Consider the following 11964-nt stretch of genomic DNA (forward strand, 5'->3'; position numbering starts at 1 on the left):
TCATCCTGCAGTCAGCAGTAGTCGGGGTGCAGTCTCGCCGGTGGGCGGGATGTGGCGAACCTGAAGGGCGTAGGTCATTACCCGGCGGAACACTGGAGCAGCAAGCTGTCCGCCATATCGGCCAATCCGAGGGTTCTCCAGACTGACAGAAACAACAAGCTGTGGATTTTCAGCGGGGGCCATGCCGATGAACGATGCAACAACCTCGCCGTTGTAGCAGCCACACCGGGAGTCCACGACCTGCGCCGTACCTGTCTTCCCCCCAACGCGATATCCCGGAATCGCAGCAAGCGGCGCTGTGCCGCCCTTGCCGACCACACCCTCGAGCATCGCTCGGATCTGCTTTGCCGTGGCTGCCTTGACGACCTGGGTGGTCTTTGGTGCCGCCGCCGGCGTGACCGTGCCGTCCGGTGCAACAACTGACTGCACCAATTGCGGGGCAACACGAAGACCGTCGTTGGCGATCGTGGCAAAGACACTTGCCGCCTGCACTGAGTTCACACTCAAACCCTGCCCGAAGGCGATTGTCGGGAATGACGTAGGGGACCAATCGCGATACGCCGGCACACTTCCATCGCTCTCGCCAGGAAAGTTGATGCCCGTTGGTTCACCAATGCCGAAAGCCTTGATGTACTGGTAGAGTTTTCGACCACCGATGCGCTCGGCCGCCAAAATCGTGCCGATATTGCTCGACTTGGCAAGTATTCCAGCAAGTGTCAGGCGCCAGGTTCCGTGCGGAACGATGTCGTGGAAGAGCTTGTCTCCCCGCATCAGCTGACCTGGGATCGTGAAGGCCGAACCGGCGTTGGCCGCACCTTGGTCAACAATCGCAGCCATGGTCATGACCTTGCTCGTCGAACCGGGTTCGTAGACATCTGACAGGGCCCGATTGCCTCTCAGGGCGTCCGGAGCCGCCGCCGCAGAGTTGGCATTGAATGTCGGTGCTGTTGCCATCGCGAGAATGTGTCCGCTACGCGGATCCATCACGACCACAGTGCCACTGTCGGCTCGCGAAGCCTTGACCTGCTTGACGATCTGGTTCTGAGCTATGAGCTGAATGTCACGATCGATGGTGAGTTGCACATCAGAGCCCTGCGTCGCGGCGTTGCCCGAGACATCACTGGTGGTGATGACGCGTCCGCCGGCTCCTCGTTCATAGGTCATCGTGCCAGCCTTGCCAGCCAGCAGATCCTGCATGCCGAACTCAAGCCCACCCAGGCCCTTGCCGTCAGCCCCGACAAAGCCCACAACATTTGCGGCAAGACTGTCGCCGGGATAGATGCGACGAGAAGTCTGCTCACTGAAGATTCCTGGCAGACGCAGGGCCTCGATCTGCTTCCAGATCTTCGGCGAGAGATCCTTGGCGATGAACATGTAGCGCTTGGTGCCAGTCAGCCGATTGGCTAGCACGCTTGGCTCTACACCAAGGATGGGTCCAAGCGCAGCCCCCACCGCAACCGGATCAGTCACCAGGGTTTGATCAGCGGTTACATTGCGAGCTTCAACAGTCACAGCCAGGGGCGCGCCCTTGGTATCAAGGATGCTGCCGCGAGTGGCCGGAAGCGAAATGGTGCGCAGTCGCTGATTCAATGCATCAGAGGCCAGCTCTGGACCTTTGATCACCTGAATATCGATCAAGCGCACGGCGAATACTGAGAACGCAATGCTGGTGATAATCAGCAATGCCATACCCCGCTTGCCTGGGTGGTGCCTACCGGTGCGAGGTCCATCTGCACGAGGTCCATTTGGTGGCGTAGAAGCGCGCGAGGGACGCGGTGGCGCCAGTTGTGTCATCTGGCTTACCGCACCGGAACTGCCGAGAGATCCGAATCGCTGGACCCAACGCTGCCAACCTGCACCGGCACTTCGCGCCAAAGGGAGTCTTCACCAGCCTTCACGCCATTGGCCTTTGCAGCCGCCGCTGCATCCGCTGATGCTGGGTCGTAGTTCGGTCCAGGCACGGGGGGCTCACCGAGATCTGCGCTGGTGATCGCGTCATCGGCACCCGTGTTCGCAATCGAACTGACCGGAGTACCGGGAGCAGGCTGCGGCTTACCGAGCACCTTTCCGTCAGGCACGCTCAAGAACGCAGGGGTCCGACTTGCCACCATGCCGAGCTCACGGGCCTTGCTGGCCAATGCCTCCGGCGCGGCCATCGCTGATACTTCCTCATTCAGCACGGCTTCTTGCTCTGTCAGTGTGCTCAACTCCTGCTTCAAGGAGCTCACAGCAAAGGACCCTTGCGCGAGTTGGGTGTTGATCATGAGCATTACACCCAGGCCACCAATAAGCAGTGCGCCGATGATGAGCGCGAAGGTGCCACGACTTGCCTTGACCGGACGCAGCGGCGACACAAGTTTGAGATTGGGACGTTGTTCGCTCTCGCTACGGGCATGCGCCCCACGCGTGGCGTATTCCGTTGCTTCGGCAGCAAGCGCAGTTGCGCCCGCGACGGCTCCATGAATCATCTTTCCCGCAACTTCACGAGGCGAGCGCGCACTCATGCCGCCACCCGCTCTGCTGCGCGAACTCGAACCGAGGCTGAACGCGGATTGTCTTCCAGTTCTTCAGCCGTCGGGGTTTCCGCTCCCCGGGTGAGCAGCCGCAACTTGGGCTGGTACTCCTTTGGCACCACGGGCAAGCCATGGGGAACTTTGAGCTCGGTCTGATCGACCAATACCTGCTTGACGAATCGGTCCTCAAGGGACTGGTAGGACATCACCACAATGCGTCCGCCGACTGCAAGGGCTTCAATAGCGGCCGGAATGGCGGTGCGCAGAGCATCAAGTTCTCCGTTGACCTCAATGCGCAGGGCTTGAAAGGTCCGCTTTGCAGGGTTGCCGCCAGTGCGACGCGTGGCTGCTGGAATCGCTTCGCGTACGAGATCAGCAAGGCGCGCGGAGTTGTCGAAGGGCTCATTGGTGCGCGCAGCAACAATGCGATCAGCAATGCGCTTGGCGAATCGCTCCTCGCCGTACTGGCTGATAATGCGTGAGAGCTCGCTCGAGGAATAGGTGTTGACGACGTCGGCCGCAGTCAGACCTTGCGACTGATCCATGCGCATGTCCAAGGGCGCATCCTGTGAATAGGAGAAGCCACGATCACGTTCATCCAGCTGCATTGACGAAACGCCCAGATCAAAGAGCACACCTTGGATCTTGGACAAGCCGGACTCGGCAAGCACTGCAGGAAGCTGGTCGTACACTGCATGGACAAAGCGCACACGGTCACCGAAGTGAGCAAGACGTCGGCGTGAGTGATCCAGAGCCTGAAGATCTCTGTCCAGGCCGATGACGTGCAGTTCGGGGAACTTGGTCAGCGCAAACTCCGCGTGGCCGCCAAGCCCGAGGGTGGCATCCACCAAGATTGCGCCCGGCTCAAGAATTGCCGGGGCAAGCAAGGCCAGTACGCGCTCGCGCATCACCGGGACATGGACGCTCATGCACTGAACTCCGACACGATCGCCGCGATCGCCGTCAAGGTCGCTGCCGTCAAACCGCCAGCCACAATCAACAAGCCAAGAGCGCGCGCACCATGACGAACGGCTTGGTCGTGGACCAGGTCGTTGATGGCGTTCGTTGGCGTAGTCATGGCTTCCTTTCTCAGCAGGGCTGAGTTCGCGGGTGAAGGAGTGGTCACGAGATCAGGTCCCCGCCCGCCTCTGGCCTTGCCTGGTACCGGGGAAGTGCGCCAGGAAGAAGCCGAGCAGCGGGAGGAGGCCTCACCGCGTGAATTAGAGAATTCCCGGCACAACCTCCTCGCTGATATCGGAGTAGGCGTCCTCTTGGCTGTTGAGGTAGTTCTCCCAGGCCTGTGCGTCCCAGATTTCAACTGTGGTCCCGTTGCCTACGACCACGACTTCACGATCCAGACCTGCGTACTCCCGAAGGGCGGCAGGCACTGTGACTCGACCCTGCTTGTCTGGCACATCGTCAAAGGCACCTGAGAACAGCACGCGCAGGTAGGCGCGCACCTTGGCATCTGATCGCGAGGCTTCATTGAGGCGCTCAGCGTGGGCGGCAAACTCCGCCGCCGGCCAGACCACAATCGAGCGATCCTGGCCTTTGGCCATCACCAGTCCCCCGGCAAATCCCTCACGAAATTTGGCCGGGAGCACCAGTCGGGCTTTGTCGTCCAGGCGGGGCGCGTGGGTACCAAGAAACATTCCCCACCTCCCCTCATCTCATGAGTCACACCAGCCCCATAAGTCCCACTGGACTACCCAGCACCTCCAAGTGGCGCCACTGTACTCCACTTTCCTCCACCGTCAACCATTTGAGGCTGGCGTTTCGGGCATATCCCCCACCGCGATGCATGACCAGAACATCCGGCCCTGGGCTCCCGTACAGTGCCGACCTGCGAGGTGGGGATTTGATGAAACGCGTGCTGTTGATTCTTGGAGCAATCGGCCTGATTGCGGCCATGCTCGGCGTTGCCTTTGTCGGCTCACAGTGGCGTGCAACTCAGGAGCGGCAAGACTGGCTCGCACCCTTCTACCAACCGCCGACATTGATCCCGGCAGTTCCCGGCACCCTTATTCGCAGTGAGCCACTGGGGGTGTCAGTGCCAGGGGCAGCGAGTTACCGCGTGTTGTACTCAACTCAGCGACCAGATGGCTCACCAGCGGTGTCCAGCGGAATGGTGTTCGTCCCCACTTCCCCCGCTCCTTCCCAAGGCCGGCCAATCGTGGCTTGGGCTCACGGAACTCTTGGGCAGGGAGCACAATGCGCCCCTTCGCGATCCATGACACCGCTCGGTGACACGACGAACTGGCTGAATCAGATGATGAAACTCGGCTGGATCGTGACGGCCACGGATTACGCCGGACTTGGCACGCCTGGCCCCAATCTGTATCTCGTTGCTGAAGCGGAGGTCCGCGATGTCGTCAATTCTGTTCGTGCCGCACGCAATCTGGTCGACGCACAAGCGGGCAACCGCTACGTCGTTTGGGGGCACTCGCAAGGCGGCCATAGCGCGTTGTGGTCTGGCCATCTCGCCCCAGAGCTAGCACCGGAACTTCAACTGCTGGGTGTCGCAGCGGCCGCGCCAGCTGCGGAACTCAACCAGATCATGGGTGCCCCATGGCATACCGCCGTCGGCTGGGGCATCGGTCCGGAGGTCGTGCAGTCGTGGCCAGTGGTCAATGCCTCCCTGCCGTTGGAAGGTGTCGTCTCACAACAAGGCATTGACAACGCAGCTGAGCTTGCCCAGGAATGCGTAGCGAGCAAGACGCTCATGGTTCAACTGCTCGCCAGACTGGCGTTGGGGCAGACCTTCTTCGTTGAAGATCCAAGCCTGAATTCGAGTTGGAAGGCCATGGGTCTGGCGCAGACACCTGCTCCATTGCCAGCGTCCATGCCCGTATTTGTGGGCCAGAGCACAGCCGATCAAGTGGTGCTCGCCTGGCCTAATGCGCTCCTGCAGGAACGGTGGTGCACGGCCGGATCCAGCATCAGCACCCTGTGGATCGGTGAAGTCTCACATCAACTCACCGCCGAAACCATCGGCCCAGAGGTTGTGCGTTGGATTGCGGATCGATTTGTCAACCGAACAGCAGTGCGCACTTGTCAGATGGCACCGCCGATAAGCGCAGACCCAAACAAGCAGTGAACTACTCGTCGCCCTGACGCTTGCGCCAGCGACCCTCAACCCGGTCCATGAAGGAGGTCTTGGAGGAAGGAGCCTTGGGGGCCCCTTGAGCTGCCTCTGCAGTCTCGGCGCTCACGCGGGGGCTCTGAAATGCGGTGTACACGAGCACAGCGCCTACCAGCATCACAGCAAAACCAATGATGCCAAGCGGAGTTGCCTGCAGGGCCATGCTGGTCACAAGCAAAGCGATTCCAGCGAAAACAACCAGTACGCCAAAGGCTGCACGGCCTCGTGAGGCACGAGCCATCGAGCTTGAACGCAGGCTGGTAGCGAATTTGGGGTCGTCTTCGTAGAGCGCTCGCTCCATCTGCTCGAGTAGTCGCTGCTCATGCTCTGATAGCGGCATTGCAGGACCCCCTTCCTTCGCTTGTGACCTAAGAATAGGCGTTCCACCCAGAATTCGAAACCCAGACCAGTCCAAGAGTTGCGAGACTGTCCTGGCCCGATTTCTGGGCAAGTCCTTACGAGCCTAAGCGCGACGGTCGATTCAGGAGACCACGGCCCCAAAATCAGTCACTCAGTTGGGGCCGTGGGAGGAGCGGCGACTGGGTCGGACGCCTCCAATGCCCACTCCCGATGCTCTCGAATGGCCCAGGTCAGGGGCACCGAGCCGGTGCGCATGCCGAGCCGGGCAGTTGTGTCGTTGAATGCCATGTAGATGTGCCCCATCACCACAACGAACACTGCCAAAGCGAGCCAGTCGTGCACGAAGGTGGCACCTGTGCGAAACAGGTCGCTGAAGTGACTGCTGAAGAACATCATGAAACCTGTCGCGAACATCACGATGATCCAGCCAAGGGTGAATGCCGCATTGAGTTTCTGGCCGGCATTGAATTTGCCTACCGGGATGGCACCAAGCCTTCGCGATCTACTGCGCAGCCATTGCCAATCGGACGGCTTGAAACGGTTCAAGCGCGAGGTGTCATCGCGAAAGGCGCGCGAGAAGATTGCCAGGAGAATTGGAATCGGCAAGGCGAATCCAGCAACCTCGTGAATCACGCGCACGATCTGGCGGTTGCCGACAAGGCTCGCGAAATCTGGGATGTATAGCAGTGCGGCCGTGATCAGCAAGGGGATCGTGAGAATGGCGATCGAGCGATGCGCCCAACGCTCAGCTGAGCTGAAGCGACTGATCGTCACTTCGCCTTCGGCTCGCCTGGCATTAAACATTGGGATCCTCATCGCCACCATTGGAAGCGCCGATATATGCATCAATGTCATAACCGCGGCGTTCCCAGTAGCCAGGCTCAACTTTGTCCGTCACCACGATGGCATCCAGCCATTTGATCGATTTGTATCCGTACATCGGCACGACGTACAGCCGCACCGGAGCGCCATGCTGAGTTTCAAGAGGCGTGCCATACATCGATGTGGCGACGAGCACCTGATCCTTCATGGCTTGTTCAAGAGTGAGTGACTCGGTGTAGACGCCATCAAAGGAAGCGAAACTGATGGCAGTGGCATCGCTTTTGACTCCAGCAGCATCGAGCACATCACGAAGGAGTACGCCAGACCATGGCACGCTCTCCACTCGCCAACCGGTGACGCATTGGAAGTCCTTGGTTAATCCCGTCTGCTTCATGGCTGCCAGATCCTTCAGGCTCAGACTCAAAGGCCGCTCGACCAACCCAGTGACAGCAAGGCGATACTTCGCTCCGTCATAGCTGGGATATCCGTCGGTGACGGTGTAGATGCGAAAGCCACCAGCTGCTGGGATAACCGAGGCCAGACCGGGAACTGTTGCACTGACGACATCGCTGATGCCAGCTGAAATCCATTTGCCCGCAGCGATGCCAACTGCGCCCAGACCAACCATGCCAAGAACAATCCGCCGGCCAATCGGTGTGCCGCGCTCAGCTTTGGACGCATCAGCCATGGTCCATGGGAACACATTGTGTGCATATTCGCCACTGACGCGCTTTGCTCAGCAACGACTCAGCGACTACTCCGAGGCAGGATCAATCAGACGACCGGGGCGAACAGCCCCCGGACCAAATCGCGCGCGCAATTGATCAACGGCAACTTCAGCATCGCGGCGCCCGCGTTCAGGTTCGCCGAGCATCAACTGCTGCGCAGCGCCTTCCGATTCACTGAGCCCGTCAACGCGCACTCCCACGAGGCGTACTCGCGAATGACCTGCCCCAAGTGCAGCGAACAACTGACGGACGACTTCGTAGATTTCATGAGTGATATCAGTGGATTCGCGCAGAGTCTTGGATCGAGTGATGGTGTTGAAATCCGAGAACCGCACCTTCAGGTGCACTGAACGTGCAACACGACCTGACCTGCGCAAGCGACTGCCGACTTGATCGCTCAGCCCAAGGAGGTGGGCATTGATTGCGGATGCATCATCGAGATCTTCAACAAAGGTCTCTTCAGCACCAATACTTCGATCAGGAACATGTGCAGTGACGGATCGTGGATCACGACCCCAGGACAGTTCATGCAGATGCGAGCCGCTGGCATTGCCAAGCGCGCGCTGCAGGGTGGCCATTGGAGTATGGGCAATATCGCCGACAGTGCGCAGGCCAAGTCGAGTGAGCTGCTCTTCAGTGCGCTCCCCCACTCCCCACAGAGCGTTTACGGGCAATGGATGCAGGAACGCCAGCACCTCATCGGCCGGCACGATCATCAGACCGTCAGGTTTCGCTCGGGTCGATGCGAGTTTGGCAACAAATTTGGTGGAGGCGATACCAACCGAACAGGTGATGCCCTGTTCATCGTTGACTCGAGCCCGAATTGATTCAGCAATCTGACGCGGGCTGCCCATGCTTCGCACGCTGCCACTGATGTCCAGGAATGCCTCATCAAGACTCAAGGGCTCCACGATTGGTGTGACCGAAGCGAACAGGGCCATGATCGATGCACTCACCTCGGAGTAGTGCGAATGATGCGGGGGCAAAATCACGGCTGTTGGTGCAAGTCGACGGGCACGGCTCATCGGCATTGCTGAGTGCACCCCCATAGCGCGAGCTTCATAGGTTGCCGACAGCACAACGCCGCGATTGCCACCACCGCCAACGATCACTGGCTTGCCACGCAGGTCAGGTCGAGAGCGCAACTCCACCAGCGCGAAGAAGGCATCCATATCGACGTGCAGGATCGTGCATCCGGAGTCGTCCTGCCCGACTCCGGAGACTCCGGTTGATCGTCGGACTTGATTGCGGCTCACACGGACCATTGTGGCTGCATTGTCGAGTGGGGTTGGCCAGGCAAGGTGGCCTTCTTGCAGACAATCATTGGGCTCCTGATGCGTTGAAACTCGGACGTACGAGCACTGACTGTCGGGATCAGTCAGTCGAAAGTTCCGCTGCGTCAGTAGCGACGCGAAAGCCAGTAGGCAGGGTGGGTTGGTGCGCAACCCCAAGACAGGAGACCACTCGCTCAACAAAGCTCTCCGCCTCGCGCACCAGGTCATCGGCTTCCCGGGCGGTGACACAGGGAACTCCTGCTTCAGCCAGAGCACGCTTACGGGCACCGGCGGCGAAGAAGCCTGCCCACTCGGACAGTTCAACTGCGACCTCCGGCAGGACAAGCCAGACACTGCGCACTCGACTTCGGGCTCTACGTCGGCCGCGAGCCGCCAGCACCGCAGCCGCAGCTCGCAGGGCGGCAAGGTGGGCTGCCGCGTACCGATCAGCGGCTGTGCCAGCAACCATGGCCTCAGTCAGGCTGCGGCGGGAGGCCGAGATCAGTTCATATGTGGCGGCAGGCAAAGCAATCGCATGGGTGGAATCAACCAGTGCAGTCATCGCTATCTCCTTGATCGGGGCTGGTACCGGACCCTCGACCCGGGGCAAAGCCCCTGACTCCTCGCATCGCCGAGCCCGGGGTCGAAGCGAACCCGGCGATGCGAGTAAGTCCCCTCGGAGGCCAAGCCGCGAATCCTGAACTCCCAGAGTGTTCGAACATGTGTTCGAACAAGAGTAAGGTTAGCTCGAGGCCCTGACAGTCGTCAATCCCACCCGGAATTCGGCAATTACGGGGTTATGCCTGAGGCCAGGAGTGCCGATGCAAGCGCCGCGTCCCCTTCGATCTGGATCCCCTGCAGGTCTCGGCGGCCCCAGAGGGCAAGCAGGAGATCGTGCGCAGACCCGCGAAGAGTCACGTGCGGCGCGTCGGCCAGCTCACGATGGGAAGCCTTGAGCTGGACAGCACAATCGGCAACATCAGTGGGAATGAAGGTGAGTGCCGGCGCCCAGTCCGGCAGGCTTGCGTGCCGAAGCTTCATGTAGAGAAACACCGTGCACACCTCATCGATGCCGTCAGCTGCCAACTTGGGTTCGATCTCAAATGGCCGACCTTGAGCATTCATCGCATCCCACAGATGCACGGCTGCCTCGTGGGCCTGACGACGCGACCAGAAGGATGCCACCCTCGGCTCAGGTCCGAAGTTCCAAGTCGGCTGTTGCGGGTCAATCTCGCGCAATGTTTGGACCAGTCCACGCGCTCCGTCACTGAACCACAGTTCAAGACCTGCTCGATCCAATGGACCGACCGGAAGCTCGGCACGAGTGCCGGTGCGCACAATCTCAGTCGACCAGCGCTGCGTTCCCGAAAGGTGCTGCGTGAGATCCGCCATCGTCCAGCCCGGACAAGAAGGCACTGGCGAATTCAGGTCTGACGATTGAACGACCTCCAGGAATTGTCCGGAGTACTGCTCAATCGCCGATTGATATTGCGACATCGTCAACATGCCAGCAGCCTGTCACGTTCGTTGCCCAGGAATCGGCAAACGCAGAACTACTCGGTCGGTACCCCCAACTCGGCCAGGTCAGCGAAGCCGCCCGGTGTCAGCACGATCAACTGCGGAAATCCGGCAATCTGCATCTGCTCTGCGGCGACAGTTGCGCGCACACCAGCGCGGCAGTAGATCGCGTACGGAACTGAAGGATCCAAGCTCGCGATGTTCATGCCGAAATCGGGCTGCTGCACATCAATCAACTGAGCACCTGCCACATGTCCGGCCGCGTATTCATCAGGCGTGCGCACATCGAGCAATACAGCACCCGTGTGGATCACGCGTTGCATGAAGTCGCGCGCGGACAGCATCTCGATACCACCATCAGTCTGCTTTGCCACCTGCTCGCGCACTTGATCCATGTCCAGTGCCCGCACCGACGCAATCAGTTCCTCGAACTGCGGGGCCGGAAGCGCACCCGCTTCGCGATAGATCAGGATGCCATCGCGAAACACCATCAGCGTGGGAATGCTGCTGATCTGTGCACTGGACGAGAGTTCACGCTCTGCCTCGGTATCAACCTTGCCGAAGGTGATGTCGGCATGCAGATTGGAAGCAGCCTCAAAGACCGGCGCGAAATTGCGACAGGGGCCGCACCACTCGGCCCAGAAATCTACGATGGTGATGCCCGCGCCAATTGCCTTCTGTTCGAAGTTGTCTGCGGTCAATGCGATGGTTGGCATGGCGGACTCCACGGTCGGTATGGTCCGATCAATCTACCTAAGGACACAGCATGAGCAAGGTTTGGTTCATCACGGGCGTATCTCGAGGCTTCGGTCGCTCATGGGCCATAGCCGCCCTAGAGCGCGGCGATCGCGTTGCTGGCACAGTCCGCGACTTGACTAGTGTCGCCGACATCGCAACCAAGTACCGCGATGCGTTCCTGCCACTGCAACTTGATGTCACCGAACGCGAGCTTGATTTCGCCGCTGTCCGTCAGGCACACGAGTACTTCGAGCGACTGGATGTCGTGGTCAACAACGCCGGATTTGGACACTTCGGCTACGTCGAGGAGATCACGGAAGACGACGTTCGTTCACAGATGGAGACCAACTTCTTCGGCGCGCTGTGGATCACCCAAGCTGCCATTCCCATCATGCGCGAGCAGGGATCCGGGCACATCGTGCAAATATCCAGTGTTGGCGGCGTCGCGGCCTTTCCCGGCATCGGCATGTACAACGCATCCAAGTGGGCTTTGGAGGCTATGAGTGAAGCCCTTTCGCAGGAGGTCGCCGGCTTTGGCATCAAGGTCACCATCATTGAACCGGCCGGCTTCGACACTGACTGGAGCGGCGATTCAGCAGCACACTCCGGAGAGCTGCCGCACTATGAGTCCTTCCGTGCGGCTCGCGTTGCTGCCCGACGACAAACCCCGCCGGCCGAGGCCACTAATGCGGCGCTCTTCGCTGTAGTTGACGCCGAGCAGCCGCCGTTGCGTCTCCTGCTCTCAAGTTTCGCACTCACCATGGCGGTGAGCGCCTACGAGAAGCGTCTGGCCGAATGGCAGGCATGGGCGGACACCACACGCAGCGCTGATGGGATTTAGTCCAAGTCCTGCCCTCACGGTCTCGCCC

At 60.0% G+C, this 11964-nt stretch carries 14 protein-coding genes and 1 pseudogene; 2 read left to right on the forward strand and 13 right to left on the reverse strand.

Features of this window, described 5'->3' with window-relative positions; genetic code table 11:
* The 5 genes from Q8M73_10615 to mraZ all read right to left on the reverse strand — a co-directional run bounded on the left by Q8M73_10615 (position 1) and on the right by mraZ (position 4165).
* Entirely contained in the window at positions 1–1689 is a 1689-nt protein-coding gene (locus Q8M73_10615; GenBank protein ID MDP2289002.1) for a penicillin-binding protein 2, read from the reverse strand.
* Positions 1690–1799: 110 nt separating this feature from the next.
* Positions 1800–2504 carry a hypothetical protein gene (locus Q8M73_10620; protein MDP2289003.1) on the reverse strand — a complete coding sequence of 235 codons (705 nt, stop codon included), beginning with the start codon at positions 2502–2504 and terminating at the stop codon, positions 1800–1802.
* Positions 2501–3442 carry a 16S rRNA (cytosine(1402)-N(4))-methyltransferase RsmH gene (gene rsmH / locus Q8M73_10625; protein MDP2289004.1) on the reverse strand — a complete coding sequence of 314 codons (942 nt, stop codon included), beginning with the start codon at positions 3440–3442 and terminating at the stop codon, positions 2501–2503. Before rsmH ends, Q8M73_10620 begins: the two co-directional genes overlap by 4 nt.
* A complete protein-coding gene (locus tag Q8M73_10630; protein MDP2289005.1) occupies positions 3439–3591 on the reverse strand; it encodes a hypothetical protein in 153 nt (50 codons plus the stop codon). The genes rsmH and Q8M73_10630 overlap by 4 nt, the downstream gene beginning before the upstream one ends.
* 142 nt (positions 3592–3733) lie before the next feature.
* The gene (mraZ, locus tag Q8M73_10635; protein MDP2289006.1) at positions 3734–4165 is read right to left on the reverse strand and encodes a division/cell wall cluster transcriptional repressor MraZ; all 432 of its coding nucleotides are present in this window, start codon (positions 4163–4165) and stop codon (positions 3734–3736) included.
* 209 nt (positions 4166–4374) lie between these two features.
* Between mraZ and Q8M73_10640 the strand changes: the two genes are divergently transcribed.
* Positions 4375–5610: a lipase family protein gene (locus Q8M73_10640; GenBank protein ID MDP2289007.1), complete on the forward strand. Its 1236-nt coding sequence runs from the start codon at positions 4375–4377 to the stop codon at positions 5608–5610.
* 1 nt (position 5611) lies between these two features.
* On the opposite strand, the gene Q8M73_10645 is transcribed toward Q8M73_10640, so the two are convergent.
* From Q8M73_10645 to Q8M73_10680, 8 genes and pseudogenes are all read right to left on the reverse strand, one after another.
* Positions 5612–5995: a DUF3040 domain-containing protein gene (locus Q8M73_10645; protein MDP2289008.1), complete on the reverse strand. Its 384-nt coding sequence runs from the start codon at positions 5993–5995 to the stop codon at positions 5612–5614.
* A 167-nt stretch (positions 5996–6162) separates the two neighbouring features.
* Positions 6163–6819, reverse strand: a complete 657-nt coding sequence (locus Q8M73_10650) for a cytochrome b/b6 domain-containing protein (protein MDP2289009.1) — start codon at positions 6817–6819, stop codon at positions 6163–6165.
* Positions 6812–7540: a molybdopterin-dependent oxidoreductase gene (locus Q8M73_10655; protein MDP2289010.1), complete on the reverse strand. Its 729-nt coding sequence runs from the start codon at positions 7538–7540 to the stop codon at positions 6812–6814. The genes Q8M73_10650 and Q8M73_10655 overlap by 8 nt, the downstream gene beginning before the upstream one ends.
* A 51-nt stretch (positions 7541–7591) precedes the next feature.
* Positions 7592–8821 carry a DNA polymerase IV gene (locus tag Q8M73_10660; protein ID MDP2289011.1) on the reverse strand — a complete coding sequence of 410 codons (1230 nt, stop codon included), beginning with the start codon at positions 8819–8821 and terminating at the stop codon, positions 7592–7594.
* A gap of 118 nt (positions 8822–8939) precedes the next feature.
* Positions 8940–9401 (reverse strand): SAV_6107 family HEPN domain-containing protein, encoded by a 462-nt coding sequence (locus Q8M73_10665; GenBank protein MDP2289012.1) that lies wholly within the window; start codon positions 9399–9401, stop codon positions 8940–8942.
* Positions 9402–9628: 227 nt separating this feature from the next.
* A complete protein-coding gene (locus Q8M73_10670; GenBank protein ID MDP2289013.1) occupies positions 9629–10345 on the reverse strand; it encodes a maleylpyruvate isomerase family mycothiol-dependent enzyme in 717 nt (238 codons plus the stop codon).
* A 47-nt stretch (positions 10346–10392) separates the two neighbouring features.
* On the reverse strand, positions 10393–10680 hold the full coding sequence (locus Q8M73_10675; protein MDP2289014.1) for a rhodanese-like domain-containing protein: 288 nt from the start codon (positions 10678–10680) through the stop codon (positions 10393–10395).
* 39 nt (positions 10681–10719) lie between these two features.
* Positions 10720–11073, reverse strand: a pseudogene (locus Q8M73_10680) (thioredoxin family protein).
* Positions 11074–11123: 50 nt separating this feature from the next.
* Between Q8M73_10680 and Q8M73_10685 the strand changes: the two are divergent.
* Positions 11124–11936, forward strand: a complete 813-nt coding sequence (locus Q8M73_10685) for an SDR family NAD(P)-dependent oxidoreductase (GenBank protein MDP2289015.1) — start codon at positions 11124–11126, stop codon at positions 11934–11936.
* The last annotated feature ends 28 nt before the right edge of the window (positions 11937–11964 follow it).

The organism is Actinomycetota bacterium (assembly GCA_030684515.1).
In the GTDB taxonomy this organism is placed as follows: Bacteria; Actinomycetota; Actinomycetes; order S36-B12; family S36-B12; genus UBA11398.